General features: G+C 34.1%; 19 protein-coding genes. 11 read left to right on the top strand and 8 right to left on the bottom strand.

Annotated elements, in window-relative coordinates; all coding sequences use genetic code 11:
* Positions 1–3: 3 nt before the first annotated feature.
* Entirely contained in the window at positions 4–927 is a 924-nt protein-coding gene (locus tag TERY_RS22160; RefSeq protein WP_011613881.1) for a glycosyltransferase, read from the top strand.
* A 1,131-nt stretch (positions 928–2,058) separates the two neighbouring features.
* On the opposite strand, the gene TERY_RS22155 is transcribed toward TERY_RS22160, so the two are convergent.
* Positions 2,059–2,556, bottom strand: coding sequence for a 2TM domain-containing protein (locus tag TERY_RS22155; RefSeq protein WP_011613880.1), 498 nt, complete (start codon positions 2,554–2,556; stop codon positions 2,059–2,061).
* Between the two features lie 1,198 nt (positions 2,557–3,754).
* On the opposite strand from TERY_RS22155, the gene TERY_RS22150 reads away from it, so the two are divergent.
* From TERY_RS22150 to TERY_RS22140, 3 genes are all read left to right on the top strand, one after another.
* Positions 3,755–4,504: a DUF928 domain-containing protein gene (locus TERY_RS22150; RefSeq protein WP_011613879.1), complete on the top strand. Its 750-nt coding sequence runs from the start codon at positions 3,755–3,757 to the stop codon at positions 4,502–4,504.
* Positions 4,505–4,619: 115 nt separating this feature from the next.
* Complete coding sequence (locus tag TERY_RS22145) at positions 4,620–6,854, top strand: CHASE2 domain-containing protein (protein WP_011613878.1); 2,235 nt, start codon at positions 4,620–4,622, stop codon at positions 6,852–6,854.
* Positions 6,855–7,603: 749 nt separating this feature from the next.
* The gene (locus tag TERY_RS22140; protein WP_011613877.1) at positions 7,604–8,377 is read left to right on the top strand and encodes a Rossmann-like domain-containing protein; all 774 of its coding nucleotides are present in this window, start codon (positions 7,604–7,606) and stop codon (positions 8,375–8,377) included.
* Between the two features lie 727 nt (positions 8,378–9,104).
* On the opposite strand, the gene TERY_RS22135 is transcribed toward TERY_RS22140, so the two are convergent.
* Positions 9,105–9,920 (bottom strand): SDR family oxidoreductase, encoded by an 816-nt coding sequence (locus tag TERY_RS22135; protein WP_044137007.1) that lies wholly within the window; start codon positions 9,918–9,920, stop codon positions 9,105–9,107.
* Positions 9,921–10,598: 678 nt separating this feature from the next.
* Here TERY_RS22135 and TERY_RS22130 point away from each other — a divergent pair.
* The 3 genes from TERY_RS22130 (at position 10,599) to gatC (ending at position 14,114) form a co-directional block, all read left to right on the top strand.
* Entirely contained in the window at positions 10,599–10,949 is a 351-nt protein-coding gene (locus TERY_RS22130) for an SH3 domain-containing protein (RefSeq protein WP_011613875.1), read from the top strand.
* A 2,307-nt stretch (positions 10,950–13,256) separates the two neighbouring features.
* Complete coding sequence (locus TERY_RS22120; RefSeq protein ID WP_044137005.1) at positions 13,257–13,778, top strand: photosystem I assembly protein Ycf3; 522 nt, start codon at positions 13,257–13,259, stop codon at positions 13,776–13,778.
* A 45-nt stretch (positions 13,779–13,823) separates the two neighbouring features.
* Positions 13,824–14,114, top strand: a complete 291-nt coding sequence (gene gatC / locus TERY_RS22115; protein WP_044137942.1) for an Asp-tRNA(Asn)/Glu-tRNA(Gln) amidotransferase subunit GatC — start codon at positions 13,824–13,826, stop codon at positions 14,112–14,114.
* A 326-nt stretch (positions 14,115–14,440) separates the two neighbouring features.
* On the opposite strand, the gene TERY_RS37675 is transcribed toward gatC, so the two are convergent.
* From TERY_RS37675 to TERY_RS22105, 3 genes are all read right to left on the bottom strand, one after another.
* Positions 14,441–14,530 (bottom strand): hypothetical protein, encoded by a 90-nt coding sequence (locus tag TERY_RS37675; RefSeq protein ID WP_370497306.1) that lies wholly within the window; start codon positions 14,528–14,530, stop codon positions 14,441–14,443.
* A 17-nt stretch (positions 14,531–14,547) separates the two neighbouring features.
* Entirely contained in the window at positions 14,548–14,988 is a 441-nt protein-coding gene (locus tag TERY_RS25870; RefSeq protein WP_011613871.1) for a transposase, read from the bottom strand.
* Between the two features lie 320 nt (positions 14,989–15,308).
* Positions 15,309–16,751, bottom strand: a complete 1,443-nt coding sequence (locus TERY_RS22105; RefSeq protein WP_011613870.1) for an O-antigen ligase family protein — start codon at positions 16,749–16,751, stop codon at positions 15,309–15,311.
* Between the two features lie 345 nt (positions 16,752–17,096).
* Here TERY_RS22105 and TERY_RS22100 point away from each other — a divergent pair, with 345 nt between their 5' ends.
* Both TERY_RS22100 and TERY_RS22095 read left to right on the top strand, forming a co-directional pair.
* Complete coding sequence (locus TERY_RS22100) at positions 17,097–17,900, top strand: MOSC domain-containing protein (RefSeq protein WP_011613869.1); 804 nt, start codon at positions 17,097–17,099, stop codon at positions 17,898–17,900.
* A 654-nt stretch (positions 17,901–18,554) separates the two neighbouring features.
* Positions 18,555–18,989, top strand: coding sequence for a class I SAM-dependent methyltransferase (locus tag TERY_RS22095; RefSeq protein WP_011613868.1), 435 nt, complete (start codon positions 18,555–18,557; stop codon positions 18,987–18,989).
* Positions 18,990–19,778: 789 nt separating this feature from the next.
* Here the strand turns inward: TERY_RS22095 and TERY_RS22090 are convergent.
* Entirely contained in the window at positions 19,779–20,858 is a 1,080-nt protein-coding gene (locus TERY_RS22090; protein ID WP_011613867.1) for an FAD-dependent oxidoreductase, read from the bottom strand.
* A 132-nt stretch (positions 20,859–20,990) separates the two neighbouring features.
* Between TERY_RS22090 and TERY_RS22085 the strand changes: the two genes are divergently transcribed.
* Both TERY_RS22085 and TERY_RS22080 read left to right on the top strand, forming a co-directional pair.
* The gene (locus TERY_RS22085; RefSeq protein ID WP_044137940.1) at positions 20,991–21,812 is read left to right on the top strand and encodes a YaaW family protein; all 822 of its coding nucleotides are present in this window, start codon (positions 20,991–20,993) and stop codon (positions 21,810–21,812) included.
* A gap of 213 nt (positions 21,813–22,025) precedes the next feature.
* Positions 22,026–22,235 (top strand): hypothetical protein, encoded by a 210-nt coding sequence (locus TERY_RS22080; protein ID WP_052845856.1) that lies wholly within the window; start codon positions 22,026–22,028, stop codon positions 22,233–22,235.
* 424 nt (positions 22,236–22,659) lie between these two features.
* Here TERY_RS22080 and TERY_RS37670 read toward each other — a convergent pair whose 3' ends face one another.
* Positions 22,660–22,761, bottom strand: a complete 102-nt coding sequence (locus tag TERY_RS37670; RefSeq protein WP_370496097.1) for a hypothetical protein — start codon at positions 22,759–22,761, stop codon at positions 22,660–22,662.
* The gene (locus TERY_RS25865) at positions 22,751–25,738 is read right to left on the bottom strand and encodes a Ser-Thr-rich GPI-anchored membrane family protein (protein WP_011613865.1); all 2,988 of its coding nucleotides are present in this window, start codon (positions 25,736–25,738) and stop codon (positions 22,751–22,753) included. Before TERY_RS25865 ends, TERY_RS37670 begins: the two co-directional genes overlap by 11 nt.
* Positions 25,739–26,165: the final 427 nt, after the last annotated feature.

The following is a 26,165-nucleotide window of genomic DNA, read 5'->3' as shown; positions in this document are numbered from 1 at the left end:
AAAATGTTGGTTTCTGTAGTTATACCAATTTATAATGGTGAGAAAGATTTACCAGACTTGATAGAATGTCTACGATCGCAAACCTACACTCTTGAGCAAGTAGAATATTTATTAGTAGATAACAATAGTAGCGATCATAGTAGTTCCATTATTCAAGCAGCAGCAGAGTCAAAGGCAAATACAATTCGCCCACTGCAAGAAAATCAGATTCAAAGTTCTTATGCTGCTCGTAATGCTGGTATTCGGGCAGCTAATAGCGAAATAATTGCTTTTACTGATGCTGACTGTCGTCCTCAACCTCAATGGTTAGAAAATTTAATTCAGCCATTTTCTGACCCTAATGTTGGTATTGTAGTAGGAGAAGTAATTTCTTTGCCTGGTAAAAGTTTATTAGAAAAATATGCAGATAAACAAGAGATTCTCTCCCAAAAATATACTTTAGCTCATCCATTTTGCCCTTATGGTCAAACTGCTAATTTAGCTATTAGAAAGCAAGTATTTTTAGAAGTAGGATTATTTCGTTCTTACTTAACAACAGGTGGAGATGCTGATATTTGTTGGCGGATTTTACGAGAAACATCTTATCAGTTTAAATTTGTAGAAAATGCGATAGTTAGACATCGACATCGTTCAACATGGAAGGATTTACAAAGTCAATGGCGCAGGTATGGAAAGTCAAATAAATATTTGCATGAACTGTACGGTGTTGATTTAATGAGAGAGTTGAAAACTAAAGAATATTTGTATCGTTTGAGCAGATGGTTATTAAAAGAATTACCGTTAACAACGGTGAAAATTATATCAGGTAAAGCCGAATTAGTGGAGTTATTTAATACTCCTATTGGTTTGCTAAATGGTAGGGCAAGAATTATCGGTCAAAAAGAAGCAAGATTACCAGATAAAGCGCGACGAATTGATAGGTTTTAGTTAGGTATATATCAGCATTTATTGGATTGTGCTGCATAAAGAGCTGTTAGCTATTAGTTATTAATTCATGATCACATAATTCAGGAGGAATTAGTCTCTAAAGAAAATTAAAAGTTATAAATAAAAATGTCATTAGTTAATCTGAGAGTTATTTTTTTTAAAAGATGATATCTGAATACTTGCAATTCAATTTTTCAAAAAATTATTGATAAATTTAGCACGGTCGCTTTTTTCATAATTTAGGTGAGCAATCGCTTATTTTATTGCTGATATGTAGATTTTTTTATTCATATAAAACCATGGATAAAAAAAGAATATGTTTGAATAATTTAGTTGGCAAAAATAGTTAAAGTTAGATATATATAGCACTATGTATTTTAGCTAAGGCAATTAATTTGGATTGTAAAGGGATAGTTTTGCAGACATCGGGGCAATAATGAAATTCCCTAAAAGTACTTTTTTATTGGTATATTTGTTATCATAGAATTGTTTCAGGCTAGAAAATGATAATAACATATCTTTCTACTAAATACTAACTACTAACTAATATAAATGATACAAGTATTTGTAGTAAAATAAGTATTTGTGGCAAATATTTATCACCGTTACTATAATATTAATTTAGCTAAATTAATAATAAAAAAATATCTTCTTTTTCAAAAAAATTCATAAACTATTTATAATACCTTATCCAGATTATGAAAATATAAAATAGCCTGAACTAAATCATTTAATACCATTGATTGGTCAAAAAAAATATACATTTTCCTGAGCAGTAAATTAGAAAAGTACATCATTATAGGAATAAGTAAACATAATAATAATTAACATTAATTTGACTAAAAATAGTCAAAATATTATTGATTTTATCTCAATTCTTTAATAGTATTATTAGTAGAATTAAATATTGTAGGAATTTGGTTATTTTAATTATTAGTTATTAGTTATCAGTACCGAGCATCCCTCAGCATTGGGATTTAAATACTTTCTTCCCTAACCTTGAAAGGGAAGGGTTGAGACTTTATTTTTTAGTTACCAAATCCCTACAAAACTTATAGTTTTAGCAAAGCTAATAGTAGAATATTTCAAATATGAAGTAACTGGATTTAATAGAAGTATCCTAATTATTATTCAAGATTTTACAATCTTGAAAAATTTATCAACTAAAGAACCAATAGATTGCCCTAACTGTTTCTTTAAACGCCATCTTTGAAAAGCATTTTCATAGTTTTCTCCTTCAATTTGAAAAGTTTTCCAAACATCCAAAGCCAACCATAATCCCCACAATAATAAAATTGGTAAAGACCAAGAAAAAGTATGAGAAGTTACTAAATTAAGCAATAATAAAAATGAATTAACAATACCGTATTTAATAGCACCTTGCTTTAATTTTTCTCGGCGAACTTGATTAAAAATTTGTTTTTCCTGAAACTCTCCCCGTTGGGAAAGCCATTCCTGCTCTGCTACTGCTAATTCTTCAGGAGAAACACCCATCTCTTGAGCAATTTCTAATAGTTGTACTTTTGTAAATTCTCCTCCTTCAGAACGATTGACTAAGGCAAGCTGGAGAATTTGTTGAACATCATCTTGAGCATAAGTTTGAGTAATTTCATTTTGTGGATTTGTCATTTCAGTTATTAGTTATCAGTTATCAGTAATATCAGTAATAGGAAGGCAATAAAATCTAGAATTTTCTTTTTTTTTATCCTCTTGAAAGAGGAAGCTATTTACCTTAGTTTATTGACCATAAATCTAATACATAAATTTTAAGCTTAGGGCTTGTTGATTAAGTATCAAAGTATTGACTGATATTGGTTAATACCTTTTTGGAGTCGAACAAAAGTCGCTAGTGTTTAGTCCACAGAGCTAAAAAAATTAGCATTTTTGGCCTTCTTATCCCAGAGGGTCACAAGGGACAAATATATCCGACTACCTCCTCTATAGATTCCCCTCTCCTCTATGGGGAGATTGCATATAATGTTTCTATAGCTTAACTTTTCAGGATTCAGGTTAGCTGCTTAAAAAGACAAAGAAGAGCAAACTCGGGCTTAGGACTTACTGATTAACTCAAAGCATTTATTTGTCAATGCTTTAGGCTTTTTTGTCGAAAAAAGTACCAAAAAGCTCATTCATAGAATGTATTTTGGGCTTACTAAAAAGAGGGCAGTAAGGGACAAAGATATCCGGCTATTTCCTTTGCATTTCTCATTTCACCTAACTACTCCCTAGACCTAAAAAAAACCTAGAAAGCAAAGCCTGATTATTTATATAATAATTAGCAATTTAAAAATTGGCGAGATGCAAATTTTGGATTTTAGGGAATAGGAAAGAGAAAAAGATACTTGACCTCATTAATATAATAATTCCTACAAGCTATTTAGTATTTCAATCATATATCCAATTTTTTTCGAATCCAACAGACAATAGGGAAGATAAAAGCTAAGTGATTCTTAGTGTACCCTGGTTTACAATCAATACTAGGGAATAAAAATGGAGTATCCCTACTTATTAAGAGGAGATATTTAGATGAAATGTTGTCTGTTATTAACTGTGAAAAATTAATATTTATCTAAAATGAGAAGATAAGTACCTCAGCAAAATTATTGACCTATTTTGATTATCTGTGCTTTTGGGAAAGCAAATAGTTTATCTTATATAAATGTGTAATTAATTTAATACGACCATCTATTCACTATCGAGAGTTAAATTTCCTTGAGAAATACCATGGATGGGAGCTCTTAATATATATAGATAATTAACTGATTAAGGGATATGTTAGAATGACTAATAAACTTAAATTATTTGATTAAAGGAAATATGAGTGATTATGGGTAAGCCAAATATTAAATATTGGGATTGGGGACTTTTAGCTTTAGTAATATCTCCAATAATTGTAACCTTTTCAGCTTGGCAATTGGCAAAAGCACAGTTAACCCCAGAGCTAATTAGTGTAGAGTTTCCTACTGGTAATACTTCAAGACCCCCATCATCAGGCACAACTGGCGGAGGTTCTCGTGGATATTGTCGTGCTATTACAGGAGAAAAGAAGAAAAAGAAGGAATTGATAGCTCTAATGCCAACAGATAATACTGGAACTACAATATCTACTAATCCCAAATTTTTTCTGTATGTTCCTGAACACAAAGCCAAGTTAGCAGAATTTGAAATTAAAGACAAATCTGGTAAAAGTCTCTATTCTACGGAATTAAATATTTCTACAACTTCTGGTATTGTGAAACTGACTCTACCAGAAAATGTTTCTTTGAAAACAAACAAAGAATACACTTGGACATTTGCTATAGTTTGCGACCCTTTGGATCGCGGTACTGACAATTTGGTTCAGGGAACTATCAAAAAAGTAGAAATAAGTTCAGAGTTAGAAAATAGCTTAAAAAATGCCACTCTCCTTGAACAAGCAAAAATATACGCAAAAGCCAAAATTTGGCATGATACAATCGCAACTGTAGCAGATTTACGTACTTCTAACCCTAAAGAGTGGGAAGAGCTATTAAGATCAGTAGAATTAGAAGAAATTGCTTCTGAGCCTTTTGCACCTTGCTGTCAAGTAGAAGAATAAATTTAGTTACGATGGAACAGGACTGCCCCTAAATTTTTTCAGGGCAGCCTCAGTTTGATTGTGTAGTAAAGTTAGTAAGATTAACCTGTTTTTTTCTAAAAGGTGCTAATCAAGAATGTTATGGAGTAAGTTTCTTTGTTTTTTTAATCAATGGTATGGTGTCTGGATAACTGGACCCAGTATAACAGGATTAATAATCCTACTGCGTTTTTTGGGCTTACTACAGTTTTGGGAGTGGAGCGCTTATGATGGATATATGCGTATGCGGCCTTTGGAAAGTCGAGACAATAGAATTGCTATTGTGGGCATTAATGAAGACGACCTTAGAGCTATTGGGCAACCAATTTTTCCTGATGCTGTTTATGCGGACTTGCTGAATAAATTGAAAGCAATGAAGCCAAAAGTTATTGGCTTAGATATTTATCGGGATTTACCTGTGGAACCTGGTCATCAGAAATTAGTGGAAGTATTCAAGTCTACCCCCAATATAGTTGGAATTAAAAAGGTAGTGGGAGAAAGACAAGCGGACGTTACAGAAGCAGCACCTGTTTTGGAGGAGAATAAGCGGGCAGGTGCTAATGATTTAAAAGTAGATTCAGATCAAAAAATTCGACGGGCTTATTTATTTGTGACCCTTCAAAATAGACAAAATATCTTAAGTTTTGCTTCTCATATTGCTTTGCGGTATTTAAAGAGTTTTGATATTAGCCCAGAGCAAATTGAGGGTGACAAATATCAGTTAGGCAAGGCTGTATTAGAACCATTTGAAGCTGATGATGGTGGCTATGTACGGGCAGATGCAGGTGGTTTTCTAATTATTTTGAACTACCGTGGTCCTAGTCGCTCCTTCGAGACTGTTTCCATGATGGATATTTTAAAAGATCGAGTACCTCTTGACTGGGGTCGCGATCGAATTATTTTGATTGGAGCGGTGGGTCAAAGTTTTAATGATTTACATTCTACTCCCTACAGTAGTAGCTTAATTAGAAGTTTAGAACCTATGAGTGGGGTTGAAGTTCATGCTAATCTAATTAGTCAACTGATTAGTTCTGCTATTGATGGTCGTTCCATGATTAAAATTTGGGGGGATACCTACGAATGGATATGGATTTTATTTTGGTCTGGAGTAGGATCTGCAACAACTTGGAAATGGCGAACTGGTGTTAGTGTTAGTTATTTTTCTATTTGGAAAGTAATTACGATTTTTGTGGCTGGTGGAGTTTTATTTGCTAGCACTTATATTGCTTTTTTGTGGAACTGGTGGTTGCCTGTTGTTCCTGCGTTTTTAGGTATGATTACATCAGCAATTGTGATTACAGCTTATATTGCTCGTACTGCTCAGAATATTCGCAAAACTTTCGGTCGTTATTTAACCGATGAAGTAGTGGCTACTTTATTAGAAAGTCCGCAAGGGTTAAAGTTAGGAGGCGAGCGCCGTAAAATTACAATTTTAACTTCCGATCTCAGAGGTTTTACTGCTACATCAGAACGTTTGCCACCAGAAGAAGTTGTGAAAATTCTTAACTTTTATTTGGGATATATGGCAGATGTAATTACTGAGTATCAGGGAACTATTGATGAGTTTATGGGAGATGGAATTTTAGTTTTATTTGGTGCTCCTACTTATAGAGGAGACGATCCGACAAGAGCTGTTGCTTGTGCAATTGCTATGCAGTTGGCAATGGAACCTGTAAATAAACAAATGAAAGAGTGGGGTTTGACACCTTTAGAAATGGGAATTGGGATTAATACAGGAGAAGTTGTTGTTGGTAATATTGGTTCCTGGAAACGGACAAAATATGGTATTGTTGGCAATCAAGTAAATTTAACTTATCGAATTGAATCTTATACTACTGGGGGGCAAATTTTAATTTCTGAAACTACTTTAAATGAAGTAGGATCAATAATTAAAATTAATGGTAAAAAAGAGGTTATGCCAAAAGGAGTAAAAAAGCCAATTACTATTTATGACCTTGGTGGTATTGGTGGTAAATATAATTTATTTTTACCGAAAGAAGAAGAAATTTATTTGCCTCTAAAAGAAGCAATTTCTTTACATTATGTAGTTTTAGATGGCAAAAATGTTAGTGCTTGTGGTCAGAGTGGAAGTTTGGTAAAGTTGTCGAAAAAAGAAGCAGAAATTCAGGTAGTAAATTCAGGGGAAAATATTCCCCATGCTTTGATTAATATTAAGATTAATTTTTTCTGGGATGGAAAAGAAAGTGAGGATGTTTATGGCAAAGTTTTAGATAAAAAAGCAGAAAATGGTAATTTTTATATTCATTTTACGGCTAAACCACCTGATGTTTCGGCTAAGTTAGAATCTTTGTATAAATCCCTGCAAACTTAATGGTTAATTATTACTATGACTCAGTCTGAATTGATGAGTTTTGAATATCAAAATTTATAACAAGTAAACTTACTCAAAGTTAGAGAATTAGGCACGCTAATATCAAATCTGCTGATTGAATGCTTATACCCCATCTCAAATTGAAGAGTGGAGTTTTGATTTGAAATTAAGTATAATCTTAAACACTTAAAGAATAATCCTTAAAATTAAATATAGAATTATAGACATATATTATATAATATCCTATATAATAATACTAAACTGACATAAGTAAAATGGTGCGTTAGGAGAGATTTTTAAATGCCTTTCACAGCTTATAGCAGTTTTCATTATTCCAAAATACAGATATTTTTGCTTCAAGACACTTATGCACTTTTGGAGTCAGGCAAAAGTTTTGTAGTTATAAAGTGAAAACTGTTATAAATTTTAGCCATCCAACTCCCTTTCACGGACTAACAGATATAAAAATGTAAGCCTTATATAAATATAAGTGTTATTGTGGTTGGGTTACCCTGACGGGCTCTTGCTACGTTCGATGCTGCCAAACCTACACTTATTAAACCATTAAATATGTGTCAGTCTACTAGACTGATCAGGTCAAGACTTAACTACACAGATAAATATACACTAGATGTAGAGTTTAACTGCCATTAAACCCTATTAAATATAGTAATTCTACGTAATTTATGGAGGAGTTCATCCAGTTCCTCTACAGAAGACTAACTAATAACTTATAACTAATAACTGCAATGACTATCATACATCCAAAAGAAATATATGATTTATTGTTAGAATATGGCAACACTACGACTCCTATCAAAAAAATATTAATAGGTTTAACCTGGACTTTATGTGAAACTGAAGGTATTGGTTTATGTATGAGCCCGGGTACAACTACGCGCACATTGCCTTGGTCAGGAACTCTAGTAAATAAACCTGCGAAAGAGTTGGCATCATGGTTGCGGTCTTGGAATAGCTTTGAGGCAACTGTGGGAATGGCAACTATTAATGCAGAGATAAATCGAAGATCTGCTGTGCGAAAGGAAAAGCTACCTCCGACTCAAGCAGAACCCTTATCTCCTTATGGACCTGGGAATTTGGCAGTATTTGAATATTTTTTACCAATGATCCGTGGAAAAAAAGTTGCTATTATTGGTAGGTATCCTAAGTTGTCTCGTTATCAGAATGAAATGGAGATGACTGTCATTGAACGGCAACCGGGAGCAGAGGACTTTCCGGACACTGCATCAGAATATTTATTACCGGAGGCCGAATGGGTCTTTTTAACAGCGACTTCTATTGCTAATAAAACTTTTCCGCGGTTGGTAGAGTTGGCAAAAAATTCTCAGTTAGTTTTGATGGGTCCAAGTATGCCTTGGTTATTAGAGTTAAAGGCATTTGGGATTAATTATTTGGCAGGAGTTACTGTTAGTAATGTTGAAGTTTTAAAACAAACTGTTGCTGAAGGTGGAGGGGTAAGAATTTTTGAAACAGGTGTGCAATATCAAGTGTTAAAGTTGTAGTAAGCTTATAGCTCCTCAAGATATTTTCCATGATCATGTAAAAAATGCTTAAATCAAAGAAAATTAGATTATTATTAATGACAAAAAATAGAGTCTCAAGCCTCCCTTTTTCAAGCATGGTGAATTTATTCTCCCTATAAAAAAATTGTTTCCTTTGAAATCTCGTATATAAGCATTTGGCTGCCATTTATCAGCTATCAGCTAGAAGGAGGAATTACCCTTCAAGAAGAGTTAAAAATTATGTTTGCACAGGATTCCGTTTGCTACCCATTTCGTATGTTATGAAAGGAAAGGAAAGGATATGTAATTGGTTATCAGGTAATCTTAGTAGTTCATAAATTCAAAAGCTGAGAGCTGACTGCTAATAGCTTAATGCTCTTACTAAAACTGGGATAAAAAATGTATTGTTTTATTTCACCTTGTAGCTCAAACTTACACAAATCAATAGTTACAAGTTAGGATTCTTCATGGTTCCACAAAGCTTTTATCTAAACTAAATTGGAGTAAACTCAAAACAAATACTCAACAAAAAAAAGAAAAATGACTAAACTAAAATATTTCCTAATTGTGATGAAAAAATCATTAACCTTCCCTACTTCTCTCCTTATTCTGTAGCATTTTTTAGGTAGGGTTAACTCAGGAAACTCAATTGAAAATTTTTTAAGCACCATTAACAATAACGTTGTATTTGTTTAGTGGCGCTACTGCTTAACCCCACCTACTATGATCAAGAATTATTTTCTTGTGCTTTTGTCAATAATGTTTGCCAAAATAATGATTTATCATCATCAGAAATTTCGTTTTTTCCAACCTGATTAATTATTTCAAAAGTTTGGTTAATTGTACAGTCTAATTTGAGAGCTTCTACACAAGCTTCAGCAACAATAATTCTACTGGTTTCACCGAGTAATTTATCTCCTTGACCAACAACAATTTTTTTGCGATTTCCACTTGTTGCTTTGATTAATGTATTTAAATCGTAAGAAGTATAAGGACCATCTGTTAGTCTACCTGGTCTAATAATTGTGTAAGGTAAACTAGAACTCTTTAAGATATTTTCTGCTTTGAATTTATAATCTAAAACTCTAAATAAATTGAGAATTTTATAAGGAAATTCTTCAGGATGTTCAACACCTACGGAAGAAACTAAAATAAATCTTTTTAAATTATTAGGCATTACATTAATTAAATTTTGATTACCTAAATAATCAATATTTTCCGGTGTGTTACCCCCCCACCATCTAGTTGAAGGAAAAGCTGTAGTTCCGACACAAGAAATAGCGGCATCTATTTGTTGATTTGCTAGAGATTTTTCTAGAGGTTTTTTTTCACGAACATCTCCTGGCAAAATTTTAATATTTGCTGAATTACCAAATAATTTTTGAGCTTTTTCCATATTTCTAACTATGGCAATAACTTGATAATTTTGGGTGATTAATTTGGCAACTACGATTTGACCTACTCCCCCTGTTGCACCTAAAACTAAAATGTTTGTAATTTGATTTGACTCTGGAGTTGTTTTTTCTGTTATGTTGTTATTCATAAATATCAGTTTTGATATGATTAACTCTGGCATTCCATTGTTGACTAAATACCATTACAAAATTATTTACCTATTCAAATTATCTGATATCTTTATAATGTAAAGAATTCAGCTTTTATAGATGTATAATTAATGTTGTGTAACTGCTTATATAACTGGGATTTAGACTTTATTATTGGTTGTTATAAACTTGCACATGGAAGACTAAAGTGATAGAAGCATGACTTTATTGGCAAATATTTATTTTGCAGCATTTTCAGGAATTTTAAATCAATTATCTACAGCTTTTCCTATAGGATAATTGTGCCTTTGAAAAACGTTTTAAATAGTTTGAATAAACTTACAATACCCAAACTCGCCAAAAAAGAAAAATCATCAATTAATTACGAAAATATCTGCCCCGCTTAATATTAGCTAAGGGTTCTAAGTTCCAAGTATTCAAAGCTTTCTGAACAGATTATTTGAATACCCTAAAATTTAGTCTAGATTCCAGTATATAATTAATTGACAATAAAAGCTAAACTGAAATTGATTTTGTAAAGTCAAGGTAATTTTTAGAGAATCATATAATTCTTTTTGTTGCTCGCTCTCTACTGAGGGCTATTTGAGCAGAATAAATAATGGAAATACTGAGGGTATAATTATATTTTATAATCAATCTGAACGAGGAAACGAAATATGAATAAATCGAAAAAATATCTAATAAATACTATTTGCGCTTTTCTATGCTTATTAGGGTTTAATACAGTTGTCCTAGCTGTTACTTCCAAAACAAAAATTGTGCCAATTCCAAAATATCAAATAGCTCAAACTCCTGTTGGTTATTGTACAATATCAGACCCAACTGACTCACCTCTGAATGTACGAGAAAGACCAAATGGCAAAGTAATTGGCACCCTGGAAAATGGTGGAGTAGTTGCTCTTGGAGTTACTGATGGTAGTGAGGGTGAAAATTGGACAAGAATTATTCGGCCAATAGAGGGTTATGTATGGGCAAAATATTTAAGAGATTGTGAATATAAGTATTAGTTAGAATAGTAATAAAATACCAAAATATAATATGAAAAACACAATGGTTTGCACTACTGCCAAGCTGGCAATTATTCGATTCAATTAAGGGCTTGTCTGGTTCTGATACTTCTTCAAAAGCTAGGGAAAGGTGTGCCGAGAAAAAGATGAGAGTTGAAATAGTCTCCCTAGAGGATATAAAAGAGCTTGGTGGTAAACTCAATGATATTTACACGGTAAATAGATTAGTAAAAATTATTAGTTTTATACTAGTAGCTGCCACCCAACTATGGCCGAAGGTAGTAAGGAACAAGAATTAAATAATATCCATAATTTATGACATGGGATCAGACTAGATATTGTAGCGATCGCTTCCAATTTTTATCTTAATAAAATATCCCTAAAAACAGTTGATTTTATACTTCATTTATCCACTATAAAATTTAAATTATTTGGAATTTTATTGCTGGATATTTAATTTCATTTATTAAATAATTTGATAATAATTCATTTTTGATTTGGTCAATAGTTTTCCCCATTTTCCTAGCTTTAGTTTTTAAATAATTCCCAACTATCATGGCACAAGCAATATGGTTTTTTTGAATTCTAGCTCTACGACATTGTCACTCCTCAAGTCTTTTAATTGCTTGATTTACCTGTAAAAATATTATATTTTCTATCTAGTTTGTAACTCATATTATACATCATTTGTAGAGAATTACTTCAAGTCATTAGTCACTAAATATAATGTTTTTTATTCATCACTGTATCGTCAAAAATTAAATATTCATCCCTAGTAGTTTGAATTTCTTCTTTGACATTTTTCCATAAAAACTCAGTCCTTAATTCAAGATTTTTTCAACCAGGATTAATCTGATCGTGACTGACTTGTTGAAGATGAGTCGCCAGATTTGTAATAGTATAATTTTCTGACTACTTATTAAATAATGACAATATTATATGTAATCAAATTCTATGAAAAAATCTTTGATAAAACCGTTTTTATTAGATAGTATAATGGTTAATAATATAGAGAAAATTGATTCATTTTTTTTCATTAATTTAAATGTGAAAAAAGTTGCTGATGCGATATTTTGAATTTATTATTTATTCATTTCAAAAGTTTTTTGAAAACATAATAAAAAATGGTGGAAATTACAAATAAAAATTAATAAAAGTGAATATATTAGGCTTTTATCAAAACCATATAAAGCCAATATTGAGTCCATCTTAAATAGTAACATTACAAATATTATTATATGTGAGTATCAGTATATAAAACTGTACAAATATAAAAATTAAGTATTTATTTTCTCCTGCTAATAAAATTATAAACTCAGGAAAAAACATACAAATATTTTTGATTTTAAATGAGTTTAGCAGACCTTTATTCTGGTTTCCTTTAGTTAAAACTATGATCAAAAATTTATTCTGCTTTACTTCAGAATTAGTATTAATTTTAGACCGTAGTCAGTGGCAAGATATTAATATTTTAATGATTACTGTAGAGTCGAGTTAGATTTGTCTATTTGAGTTGTTCATTTGTTGGTGAACCAGCAGTATATTCGGCAATGAATTTTAAAAATGCTTCATTAAATCCTTCTATGCTTAATATCGTTTATTTTCGTCCTCCTCCACTGGAAACGAACCTAATGCTCATTGCTGAAGAATTATCAAGTTCATCTTTTCCCAATCGAATTATATAGTAATTACATCCAAATAGTAGGCTAATATAATTTATGCCTCTCTATAACAGTTTGAGGGCTTCTATCCGAGCATAGCGACGACACTTTTTTTCCGATAATGATTTATAGAGTTTTTTTCATTTTTAGCTATACTTTTTTAGGATAGGGATTCATAGAATTAATATAATTAGAAGTTAAAATCGTATAACAATCAACCTATCATTACTATATTCATTTTTGGCTCTTATTTAATTTTTATTCCTAAGTAGCACTCCAAAGCATATCGCTACATAGTAAAATTGAAAATATTCGAGTTTTTCTAATTTCCATAATAATTATTTTTTGATTTTTTTTGCCTTTGATGCCTGCCTAAAATTAATTATACAGGAGTTATTTATAACTATGATTATCTTATCTTTTGGGTAAGTTCTATTTTATTATTTCCTATATTCTAGATTATAAATAATTTGAATGATATTAAGTTTTGCATAAGTTTTAATAATTCTCATATAGAATAGAATGTAAAAAATAATTTGTGATCTAAAGATTAGATAAATTTTAGGCTGATATTTATGAGAAGTTACACATACTGCTCAAAATTGTTCTACTCTAGTCTATGTACCTGAAAATATATATTTGTAATATGCCCAGAACTCAACGTAATGATAACTTCATTGATAAGTCATTTACGGTTATGGCAGATTTAATTTTGAAGCTACTACCAACAAATAATCAGGCGAAAGAGGCTTTTGCCTATTATCGTGATGGAATGTCTGCACAAGCTGATGGAGAATATGCTGAAGCTTTGGAAAATTACTATGAAGCTTTAAACTTAGAAGATGACCCTAATGACCGGAGTTATATTCTTTATAATATAGGCTTAATTCATGCTAGTAATGGGGAACACGATCAGGCATTAGAATATTATCACCAAGCTTTAGAAAATAATCCCAGAATGCCTCAAGCTTTAAATAATATTGCTGTGATTTTTCACTATAGAGGAGAAAAGGCAAAAGAAACAGGTAATTCAAGAGATGCAAATAGTTATTTTGATCAAGCTGCAGAATATTGGAAACAGGCAATTAGTTTAGCTCCTAATAATTATATTGAAGCTCAAAATTGGTTGAAAACTACTGGGCGTTCAAATAAAGAGGTATTTTTCTAATTTTAGTTAATTTTTAAGTTAAGAAAACAGGAAAAATTAGTGATGATTATAGATAATGAACAAGTGCGCAAAGTTGCACATTTAGCTAGGTTAGAGCTTGACTCGGAAGAGGAAGAAATGTTTACTACTCAATTAAGTAGCATTCTGGAATATTTTGAACAGTTGAGTGAGTTAGATACGGAAATTGTACCTCCTACTACTCGGGCAATTGATGTTAATAATGTTACTCGTAAGGATAGTTTGGAACCTTTTCCTTACCGAGAAGATATTCTCTCTTGTGCTCCAGAACAAAATGGTGACTTTTTTAAAGTTCCTAAGATTATGAGTGAAGAATAAAATCAAATATTAGGGCAACACATTTGTGTTTGCCCTGTTATCAGATATCATTCATCAGTTTATTTATTATGGGAAAGAGAAAAATATTTTTATGCTCATTCCACATGAAATAATGTTCTTAAGTTATTTTGCTATTGCTACAAAATTAGAATCTTTTAAACTTAATAAAAAACACGAATTATCCGGCAATAGTAAAATTTAGCTACTGGGAAAATTAATTCAATTTGTCTGATAATTTAGGCTATTTTCTTGGTGTACAAAATTTAAGTTTTCAACTGAATTCGATCCAAAATAATTCGTCCTTCTGGAATATTTTCACTCTGTTCCTAAACTTGCGCTCTAGCCCCTAAGCTTTCTCCCATATCTGCCTTACTTACCACTACTCCTATTAGTATTCCTTGAGTATCAACCAAGATATGACGCTTACAACCTTTTACTTTTTTACCACCATCATAGCCATATACCTCCCCCTTTTTGCTGTTATTTTTACCCTATGAGAATCAACAACTGCTGCAGTCGGTTCTGGGTGTCCTACTTCTTGGACTCTTGTCTCTCGCCGTAGAGTATGATTAATTTCTTGCCAAACACTATGTCGTTGCGATTTACAAAATTTTGTTAACACAGTTTGCCAAGGTGTTAGTCCCTGAGGCAAAGAACGCCAATGACAACCAGAATAAATTATATAGAATATACCATTTACTACTTCTGTGAGATTAGCATTTGGTTTGGGTCCTCGTTGAGAGAGGTTTCGGTAACAGAGATTCGAGTAGTTCCACTCGCGATCGCGCCTGACCGCTAGGGAAAGATTTTCACGACTTTTTACAAAATTTATTTGAGATTGAGAATCGTTTTTATATTTTCCTACCTTCAACACTTTTTTATAATAATCTTTAGCTTTTTTTTACAAACAGTCTCTAAGAAATTTCTTATTCATCCCCAGGCTTGGCTTTTTGTATTGGGTATTGAAAATTGATTGAAAATATTTCTTGGTAAGAGGACTTACGCCAAATATAGATAGGACTTACCACACCTCGTAGATAATACCCTATCTGTAGAGGTTAATATAGATTAAACTCTAGGATATATGTTGTTTCTGCGTAAGTCCTGATAAAAATAGAATGGAGAGGGCAACACAAGAGACAGGAGATATTTATCCCTATGCTGAAGGTAAGAAAGTTTGAGGCTTTAAAAATCTTAATCCATGACTTTTAACTTTTGACTTCCAGAAATTGCAGCTAAAAGTAACCATCCAATAGTATTAACTCGTAAATCAAACAAACTCACATCAAACATATTAAATATAGTGCAGGCACTAAAAGCTACCAAATAACTAAAAACAATTAAACGGTTTTTTCTAGAATTAACAGAATACCAATTAATTAATAACCATACTGTCTTTCCCAATATCGAACCTACCCAAACAAAGAAAAATAAAGTAGCAGGAATTCCAGTTTCTGCTGTCAGCATCAAGAACAAATTATGAGGATGACCAACCCATGTTTGCATCTGTGCTTCATATAAAGGGGTGAAATTCCGCAACCCCCAACCACTCCAAGGCTTTTTCTTGGTCAAATTCCACGCAAATTGCCATTGAGTGCTTCGTAAAATGGCTACAGGTCGGTCAAAATTCCGATCTGTGAGTCGCGCCCAAAAATATTCAGGAACTATTACTTGTAACCATTTATTCAAAGGTGTAGGAGCAAAAGCGGCTCCGAAAACAGTTGCCACCGCCGCCATAACCAATGCTACCAACCAGTGCCAACCCAGATAAATAGCATAAGCCAGGCCAGCAAATACAATTAATCCCCAAGCATTGCGTGAATGCGTTAAGATTAAAGCCAGGGTATTAGCAATGATAACAGCTGTTAAAAAAACAAACTTTTGACCAGAGTTGATCTGAAAAAGATTGATCAGACCATTACTTCTGAAAAAACTTGCTGTTGATGGTAAATTGTAATCTGTTGATGGGGTCTGCCTGTCTGGAGTTGGGGAAGTTTCCTTGACGGGAAGTTCCTGTAGCGATCGCTTGTCTTCTATCAAGGACTGCGGCTGGTAGGACTGTTCCCTATTGGCAAATAAATTTTTCCATTTTTCAATCCACAACCCCAACCCTAAAATAAGTACAACAGTCAGATAAATTGCCAAGATATTAGCGTACATAAATACTGAAGCCATTCTTCCGGGAGGGTTACCTTGCGGTGCCAGCATCCAACCCAAAATAACCTGTAAATTTAGCAGACCAGACCAACCGAAAAATAATTGCCCGAAACCTAGAATTGTAACAGGTACTGAAGAAATTACAATTATCCAAGAAAGCTGTCGTAGTTGGGATGGAGTTTGAATTAAGGTACTAAAAGCAGCAAACGCCAGGAAAAAAGGTAATAAATTAGCTAACCCCAGCCAGGCTTCCTGGGGACTCCAAGCCAAAAAAGAAGCGATCGCTAACCAAAGGCCTAGACAAGCTAAAGCTATATTGTGGAAACTGCTAATAATGCTGCGCCATTTTTGTATGAAAGTGCTAATAATTGCAAAAATTAGAGTTAATATACCAAAAGTTGGTAATAAAGGGAAAATTAATATTCCTAGCTTAGTTAATTTCCACTCTTTGTGTAAATAATAGTCAGAATGATAGTTCAATTTTTTTAAAGTTATACTAATTGCATCAACTTAGGCTATACTACTGACTATTAACTAAAATGTAAAATAATTTCTGACAACTACTGAGGACGTCGAAGCTTTGAATTTTAAAATCTTACCTTTAACTTTGATAATATTCTATCTTTAGAGGGCAAGTGTCAGAAAGACTCTACTAGATATGTTAGTTCTGCGTAAGTCTTGCTAATATAAATGTCTGGTTAAGTAGTTATAATTAAAGCTGGTAGTATTGCTCTAGTAAGTTAAAAATCTATCTTTTTTGTTACTGGAACAATACTAAAAATAAAAACTTTTTTATGAGTTATTAAACCAATACTATATAATAACATGAAAATAGCAACAGTCAAACAGTTATTTATTCATCCAGTTAAGGGGTTAACTCCTCAAGTTTGTCAGCATCTTTCCCTAACTGCAGGTCATGGCATTCAAGGCGATCGCGCATTTGCTCTGATGTTTCTGGACTCTGAGAAACCCAAGCAACCTAAAGTTGTACCTTGGATGAGTAAAAAGCATTTTGCTGTGCAGAATGACTGGCCTGGTTTAGCGGCTTTAGATTGTAATTTTGATGAGGAAACAGAATTTTTAACTGTGGGACGGCAAGGGGTTGAGTTGGTCAGGGAAAATACAAGTTTATCTGAAGGGCGCGATCGCCTTAGTGGTTTTTTTACAAATTATTTGACTACTCTAGAACCCAATAAAGGAGGGCGTCATCCTCAAAAAGCACCTCTGCAGTTAGTGGGAAATGGGAAAACCAGTCGTTATCCTGACCGGGAACCCGTACATATTTCTATTATTAGTCAAGCAACAATGGATGATTTGGGAGAAAAGACTGGTCAAATATTAGACGTGCGGAGGTTTCGCCCTAATATAGTTGTGACAGGAATAGATGCTTGGTCAGAATTTGATTTGGTGGGGAAACAGTTATCTTTGGGTGATGCTCAAATTACTGTTACTGCTAAAATTGGGCGGTGTATGAATATTGAGGTTGACCCAGAAACAGGCGATCGAGATGTTCCATTATTGTCGGTGTTGAAAGAAAAATATGGTCACTCTTACACAGGAGTATTAGCAACTGTTGAGAGTGATGGAGTGGTAGCAGTGGGAAATATTTTACAGGTTTTGAATGATTGAATAATTAAAACATTCAATTATTCAATTATTATGGTTCAATTTTTTTTAGTTACCTATCATGATAGCGGTTTTGAGATTGATAAATTATGTAGTCAAAACCAAAACTATTTAGGGGTAAATAGCCATAAATTATTTGCTGCGATCTACCGTGACGGAAAGCTTCTGTAATTATTAAAACTCATATATTTACTTACAGGTAAATACGGCTATATAATATGTTTTATATAATATATTTTTATAACTTTATCTATATCTAAATATTCAATTTCATATTTGCCTATCTCTCCCAACTATAGAATAAGTATTATAGAATATTTTATCTTAATTATTTATGGGTCATGAGGTAGACAAAAAAGATAGTTATTAGATTACTTTTTTTTATCTAAAAAGTCATAACTATTAATAGTGATTTAGGTAAAATAATTTACAAAACTCTGGCTATAGAGAATAGAAAATATAAGGTTTGTGGAAAATAATTTGTGGCAAATATTTATCTAATTGATATAATAAAAAAAATTAAGCAAGAGGTCACAAAATGAAAAAAGTTAAACCTAGTCTCCAGAGGAGAAATTTTTTATTAAAAAAAATGCCGAAAAACTCTATTTGTGCAGAAATTGGTGTTGGGAAAGGTCTTTTTAGTCAAAAATTTTAAATATGGTCCAACCAGAAAAATTACACTTAATCGATCCTTGGCTATTTCAAGAAGAATACCCGAATAGACTTTATGGTGGAAAAGTAGTTAAAAGCCAGGAAGATATAGACAATATTTATCAATTAGTTGTACAAAAAACAGAGGGGAAAAACGTAATTATTCATCGCGATTTTTCCAGTAATGTTCTGCCTAATTTGGAAAATAATTATTTAGACTGGATTTATATTGATGGGAATCATAGTTATGAATTTGTCAAGCAAGATTTAGAGTTATGTTTTGATAAGGTAAAACGAGGTGGGTTGATTGCAGGGGACGATTATAATTGGCGTGAAAAAGAAAATTTTCCAATTAGAAAAGCGGTGAATGAATTTATCGCTACAGGATTGGTTACTGTTGAAGGAGTTCATCAAAATCAGTTTATCTTAAAAAAGGAATAAAATTTCCTAATATTTAGATACAAAGTTTAGGGAATTGTGGGATAAATTGTATAATTTTTAAGTGAAAAGGAAGGAGATAGTAAGTAATGGTTTTGGCTAATTAGTTATTATTTAGTTACTTCACCTATAGCAAAGCTAAAGGTTTTATTTCTCCTTACTCCCCAGTTGGTATCCCTAACATAGTAAGGGTAAAAGGTACCAGAAGTATTCTGTAACTTTGGTATCACCTTTTCCCTAATACTAATTATTAGCCATCACTATTGCCTATTCTAGTTAACTATTGCCTAAAACTTAGAGTTTTATACTTAATCAAGTTGCAAACTGCTGTATGATAATCTCAGAAAAAATCAACAATTAAGTTAAACAATGGAAACTCAATTATCAGGAAGTTGGCAAGACTGGGTAGGGGTAGTAGGTTATGTTTTATTTGCAGGTTTTATTGTCTGGCGAGTACTGACTATAAAATAAGGTCTTAAGCTTTCCCTTTAAAGATGATAAAAAAAGCAAATTAAGTATTTAAATCCTCCTATTGAAGTAGGAGGTACTTTGAAATAATAACTAATAGGAAATATCTCAAAATTTTTAACCAATACTTTAAGGTTAACTCACTATAGAAGAGTTTGAAAAAAAACTTTAATTTAACTATAGTTGAGAGCCTGGAAATTTTTAATTATTTGCCAGCAATTCTAACAATTCAATTTTGATCAGAACCATTGCAATATTATTTACCGTTAGCTGTAGCTATTGGTACAGAAAAAGCGCGATCTGAGTTAATTATTGGTTAAACATTCAGCTATTCGCAATTAGCTGACTCAAGGAATTTGCTGCAGCCAACCCAGAGGCAAAAGCACTCTCAATATTATTCCCACCACACCAGTCACCAGCACCCAGTAATGGCAACGGTAATTTTGTAGTCAAACAAGCAACATCTAAAGGTTGACGACAGAAAGCATAACGCCATCGGTGAACTTGCAACCATTCTGGGCTACTTAACCATGGTAATAATTGTTGTGCTGTATATTCTAATAATTCTTTCCCTAATGGTTGTAAGTCTGGGGAGTCAAGGTGGGTCGTAGCAAACTTGGCGCTACTTTGAATCACAAATATAGGCTGAGTAGGATAAGGTCTTTTGCTACTATCAAGACCTATCCAGTCGAGATATTCATCATTTGGGAGAACGATCGCTTGCCATTCTGGTAATTTTTTTTGTAATGCTGGAGAATATCCTGCCATCACGGTAATGCAAGGATCATATTCTACAAAACCCAGACGCTGAATAAATTCGGGTTGTATTTCAGCAACAGGTTTTTCTAAAATCATTAAAGCTTGAGGTGCAGGAATAGCTAAAACTATGGCTTTTGCGATTACTTCTGTAGGTTTTTCTGTAGCAGCATCATTAGTAATTTCTAACTTCAGGCACCAATTTTTTTCTGCTATTGGTTGTATAGTTTGTACTCGCCGACTAAACCAAATATCTAAATTTTGGGCGAGAAATTTGCCGACAGAGTTCATTCCCTGGGGTGCAACATAGCAATTTTTGGCAATGGGAAATAGTGGTTTCTGGGGTTGAGTTAACTGATAAATTTTATCTGTCCAAAGTCGGAGAATAGGTTCGGCATCAGGGCTATTTTTTTGAATTTCGAGATTATTAATTAATTGTTGCAAAAATTTATTTGTAGGCTCGAGGTAACGTACTCCATGATCAGCGCGACTTCCTAAAACTCGGCGAGTTGCCATGCGACCCCCGACTCCCCTAGATTTTTCTAGGACTAGCACTGAATAACCAGCCTGCTGTAGTTCTTGGGCGCAGACTAAACCGGCTATACCTGCACCAATAACAGCAATATCAAATTTTTGTGATTTGTTCATATATTTTTAAGATTAGAATAGATATTTTATGTTATAATAATAAATCATTTAAGCTTATAAGCTTAATTTTGTAATTGGCCTATTTAAAATCTTATGATCATAGTGCTTTATAGGCCTGGAGGACATAATAAATTGAATGAACTAAGAGCAGTACTGGAATTGGCAACAGAAGAGGAGTTACAGCAGTTAACAGAGCTTTTGTTTGGGCGCGGGATCAATCCTTTGGATTATTTCCAGACTCCTCTACCAATAGATGTACAAAGTCGCGATCGCCATGTTTGGTTAGATGCATTAGACCAGAGGTTTCGTTATCTGGCAGCGGATGGTATGACGGTATTACGGGGAAAGACCCAGAAGGTAACTTATCGGCAGGTTTTAATCAAGGTATGTGATTATCTAAAGATTCCCTATTCTCAAAAACTTTCGACTACAGATTTAGAAGCAGAGGTATTTCTCAATGTTTTAGGCAGAACCTGGAAGCGTTTGCCGAGATCGGAACGGAATGTGTTAAGGAAAAATATACAAAGTTCTCTGGCTCAGTGTAACTTTCCTCAGCCTCTACCAAAATTAATACAAAATAATCCACTAAGTTTATTATTTAAAGGTGGCATTGCTTGTGCTGTAACTTCGGTGTTGAAGCCAATATTACTGAAGCAGTTAGCTCGTCAATTCGCGATTCATTTTGCTAAATATCAAATGGCAAAAGCAGCGTTAGTTAGGGGGGGAGCAGCAGGAGTAACTCAGTTTCAAGGTCATGTCGCTATGCAAATGGCTAATCGAGGGATGGCTATTAGTACGGCTCGTTATGGGGCGCTACGGACGGCTTTAGGGATTTTAGGTCCGATGTTGTGGACTTGGTTTTTGGCTGATTTGGGTTGGAGAGCGATCGCTACAAATTATGGTCGTGTGGTTCCTGCTGTATTTGTTTTGGCTCAAATTCGGTTGTTGAATTAGGGATAGTGGTGTATAAATAGTGATTTATAAATGATTTATAAAAAAAAGTTAAAGTTTTGTGGTAAGATTATTAAATTATGGTATTAAATTTTTTTTTTTAATTAGGACTTATGCAAAAGGACTAATTATAGTGGAAATATCTGAAATAATTACGAAAAATCAATCATAAAGATTGACAATAAAGAGTGATGGGCTTTTCTATATTTGAGAAAGGTGATCGCTGATCAAACTTTGCAATTTAGGGAGGTATGGATAGATCCTGCTTGTTCTCTTCTGTATCTGTTTTTGTGGCTCGGAACTTCAGACGGAAGGTTTGAGCCTGCTGAAGGCTATGGTCTCATCCTTAAGAAAGATAATTATGATGAGGCTCAATTTTTGTGGCTGGAAAATGAGTACGAAGCAGACTTAAAGCTTTGGAGTTAATTTATAAAAATTAGGCGATCGCTTTCTGGGAGATAAAATAGCGATCGCTTGTTTGTAGTCAAAACTTTAGTTGTATTAAGTGAGTAATGAGTTATGAGGGTTTGGCTCTGAATGGTTTGTTAGTGGGGAAATCACTTTTGGTTTGGGAAAGAATAATCACCCTCGTTCATCCGGATATGATATGAATGCTATAGTCATTTCAAATAAGAAGGGAAAAATTTTTCTGCTGAAACTTAGTTATAGCAATAAAAAACTTGTCTCAATCTAAATTAAAATAACTATAAATCTCCAAGAGGGAAAAAGGCGATCGCTCCTTAAACATGATTGGCTTGGGAAGAGCGATCGCTTTGGGGGAACTATAAAGTCAACCATTCATCAAGGGATATAGGACGAGCAATAATTTCCTCAATTTATCGAATCGTCATCACCTGTTCTCGCAATGGCGCAGTGTGGAGACAAATGCGACAACACCTTTGCAGCATGGAATTCGACCGACAAAAGTGTCATCTTCGAGTTTAGTAATCAAAAATTCCTTCTATCTCAAATGGCCTTGTTATCAAGCTAGAATCTACAACATCGACATGCAAATGAGGACCAGTACTGAAACCAGAGTTTCCTACTCGACCTATCATTTGACCTGCATCCACCTTTTGACCGACTTGTAACCCTGCATCTGAATTAGAATATTGCTGAAGATGCCAATACCTAGCAACATAGCCATTTTCGTGTTGGATTTCCACTAAGTTATTTCGCTTAGAATCGGCGATATCTGGATGATCATCGACCACTTTTTTAACAGTTCCTGAACGCATGGCATATATTGGTTCACCAAAATCATCCCAGCCTGGAATACTGATATCTATAGCGTAACGCAAATTGCCAGTATGACTATAACTGCCACCAGGTGACTGTGAAACATACCATCTCTCACCTCTGACAGGAGATTGGAATCCCTTCAGGGGGTTAGATTCTGTTGGGTTAGAGTGTAAGGGCTTATACTCACCTTTAAGATTCAGCACTAATTTATAGTTAGTTTGCTGACTAGAGTCAGTTGGTGCCGTAACTCTCGCGTAATACGTACCAGCTTGTAACCCCATAGTTTCGTGCAGGTTATATCGATGATTATCTTTATCATTTTCTTTAGGAGTAATTCGAGCGCCACTGGAATTGAGTATATCGATGTCAGCAGGAGCTGTCAAGTCTCGAAGCGCATATTCCAAGAAACGAGGTTCTTGTACAGTAAATTTATAGTAATCATACTGATCCCCTGAGCTGGTTCCTATAAAGTCCTTGTATTCTTTACGCTGTCCTGCTAGCTCACCGAGCCAACGAGCATTACTCCTGTCATTTTTTGCTTTGTCGAGGTTCAGTACTAAGCGATAGTTGGTATCGGCACCATTATGGCCGTATACCCGCATATAATAAGTGCCAATGCCGAGGTTTTCATTTGCATATTCATCACTATTGCCTGATTTGCTGGAACTTTCTAAGACTTTACCGCTAGAATTCAACAATTGCAAGTTAGCATCTGCACTCATTCCCCGCAGTGCAAATTGTAGGTATCCAGGGGAGTCAACAGAAAATTTGTAGTAGTCATCGTTGCCTACATAGCCACTGTACTCTTCTCGACCAGTATAGGTTTTCAAATCCTTGGTAACGCTTGGAGGCCATGTTGTGCTTTGGATAGTGAAACTATTACTGTAGTCGTCAACACTACTATCGTTCACATTGCGAATTTTGATATTGTAATTAGTACCGCTGCTTAAAGATGTAGGCACCCTCCAAGAGTAACTGCCATCGCTGGAGGTGGAACTAGCAATTGTTTGTTGCCAGGAACTGCCTTTGTACAAGTCCAGTTTGACATTATCGCTGAAGTTGTCGGTCCAGCGAATAGTATAGCTTTCTCCCGGTTCAATACTGGTACTGCTGCTTGGGGAAGTAATATTTACCTCTTCATCTGGTTTAATAGTGAAATAACTACTATAGTCGTAAACACTACTATCGTTCACATTGCGAATCTTGATTCTGTAATTAGTACCGCTGCTTAAAGATGTGGGCGCCCTCCAAGAGTAACTGCCATCGCTGGAGGTGGAACGAGCAATTGTTCGTTGCCGGGAACTTCCTTTGTACAATTCCAGTTTGACATTATCCCTAAAGTTGTCGGTCCAGCGAATATTATACCTTTCTCCCGGTTCAATACTGGTACTGCTGCTTGGGGAAGTGATATTTACCTTTTCATCTGGTTCATCTGGTTCAATAGTGAAATAACTACTGTAGTCGTAAACACTACTATCGTTCACATTGCGAATCTTGATTCTGTAATTAGTACCGCTGCTTAAAGATGTGGGCGCCCTCCAAGAGTAACTGCCATCGCTGGAGGTGGAACGAGCAATTGTTTGTTGCCGGGAACTTCCTTTGTACAATTCCAGTTTGACATTATCCCTAAAGTTGTCGGTCCAGCGAATATTATACCTTTCTCCCGGTTCAATACTGGTACTGCTGCTTGGGGAAGTAATATTTACCACTCCATCTGGTTCATCTGGTTCAATAGTGAAATAACTACTGTAGTCGTAAACACTACTATCGTTCACATTGCGAATCTTGATTCTGTAATTAGTACCGCTGCTTAAAGATGTGGGCGCCCTCCAAGAGTAACTGCCATCGCTGGAGGTGGAACGAGCAATTGTTTGTTGCCGGGAACTTCCTTTGTACAATTCCAGTTTGACATTATCCCTAAAGTTGTCGGTCCAGCGAATATTATACCTTTCTCCCGGTTCAATACTGGTCCTGCTGCTTGGGGAAGTAATATTTACCTCTTCATCAGATGAAGATGAAGTTGCTTCTATATTGAGATTGTAATTAGTATTCACCCCACTCATTGGATAAACCCTAATATAATATGTACCCGAATTGAGAGTTTCACTGATGCTCTCGGAACTACTACCACCCTTGGTAGAACTACTAATAGTACCACCACTACTATTGAGTAATCGTACGTCCGCATCACCGCTTAAGCCGTTGAGAGTGAGGTTAAACTCCCTTTCCCCACTCAGATAAAAGCGATAATAGTCGTTGGTATCTGTTGTTCCAACAAAACCAGTGAAACTACTACTGCTGCTGAGAGTTCCAATATTATCAGCCCTATTCCTACTGTTACCGCTTCGACGGTTAATTGGATTTGGATTTATTAAATTGTCACTTTTTTTGACAACTGCTTCATTGTCCTCACCTACTAGTGGGTCTTTCTTCCCCGGTGGAGAATTTGAGGCAGATAAATGGTTAAGTTCACCTAAATCAAAGAATTTTTGTCCCTGAAGGGGCTGTGATGGTTCATCGCCACCTGTATTGAATTCTTCGACTTTTAGTTTAGAATTATTCCCAGTTGGCTCAATGCCACTAGTCCATCTCTGCCCATCATCGAAATTTTCTTGCTTATCACCAATTAATATTAGGTTGCTCAAGTCTTGTTCAAAGTTGCTAAAGTCTCCTAAAATATCACTCACAATAGTCTCCCTAAAAAAAATTTTTATGGCTAATAAACTACTCAAATCGTATATTGTAATCTAGGGAAATGTTTATTTATTAATAAATATTTTTATATTTTGTCGATGATTGACAATAAGCAACGAGCGTGAGATAAAAACCCTCTATAAATTAACACTTAGGGTTTGCTGAAGAAGTATTATGGCTAATCAGAAATGTCTATTAGTGTAGAAGACTTGACAGTTAAATAAAAGTTAACTATTTTTATTTCAAACTAAAAAAATATGTACAGTTAAAAAAATCAAACGTAGTCCCTGAATCAGTTTGAGCATTTATAATCGTCCTAACCATAATATAAAGTTAAAAGTTAAAAGTAGTTCCTAAATCTGTACCATGAAGGGTTTTCATTTAAGTAGGGAAGTTCCATAGAACATCCCTACTGAGTTA

The organism is Trichodesmium erythraeum IMS101 (assembly GCF_000014265.1).
GTDB lineage: Bacteria > Cyanobacteriota > Cyanobacteriia > Cyanobacteriales > Microcoleaceae > Trichodesmium > Trichodesmium erythraeum.
This window is presented reverse-complemented; position numbering and strand designations above follow the sequence as displayed.

Coding starts and splice junctions, on each gene's coding strand:
- TERY_RS22160 (WP_011613881.1), top strand. CDS start 4: ATGTTGGTTTCTGTAGTTATACCAATTTATAATGGTGAGAAAGATTTA.
- TERY_RS22155 (WP_011613880.1), bottom strand. CDS start 2,556: ATGACAAATCCACAAAATGAAATTACTCAAACTTATGCTCAAGATGAT.
- TERY_RS22150 (WP_011613879.1), top strand. CDS start 3,755: ATGGGTAAGCCAAATATTAAATATTGGGATTGGGGACTTTTAGCTTTA.
- TERY_RS22145 (WP_011613878.1), top strand. CDS start 4,620: ATGTTATGGAGTAAGTTTCTTTGTTTTTTTAATCAATGGTATGGTGTC.
- TERY_RS22140 (WP_011613877.1), top strand. CDS start 7,604: ATGACTATCATACATCCAAAAGAAATATATGATTTATTGTTAGAATAT.
- TERY_RS22135 (WP_044137007.1), bottom strand. CDS start 9,920: ATGAATAACAACATAACAGAAAAAACAACTCCAGAGTCAAATCAAATT.
- TERY_RS22130 (WP_011613875.1), top strand. CDS start 10,599: ATGAATAAATCGAAAAAATATCTAATAAATACTATTTGCGCTTTTCTA.
- TERY_RS22120 (WP_044137005.1), top strand. CDS start 13,257: ATGCCCAGAACTCAACGTAATGATAACTTCATTGATAAGTCATTTACG.
- TERY_RS22100 (WP_011613869.1), top strand. CDS start 17,097: ATGAAAATAGCAACAGTCAAACAGTTATTTATTCATCCAGTTAAGGGG.
- TERY_RS22095 (WP_011613868.1), top strand. CDS start 18,555: ATGGTCCAACCAGAAAAATTACACTTAATCGATCCTTGGCTATTTCAA.
- TERY_RS22090 (WP_011613867.1), bottom strand. CDS start 20,858: ATGAACAAATCACAAAAATTTGATATTGCTGTTATTGGTGCAGGTATA.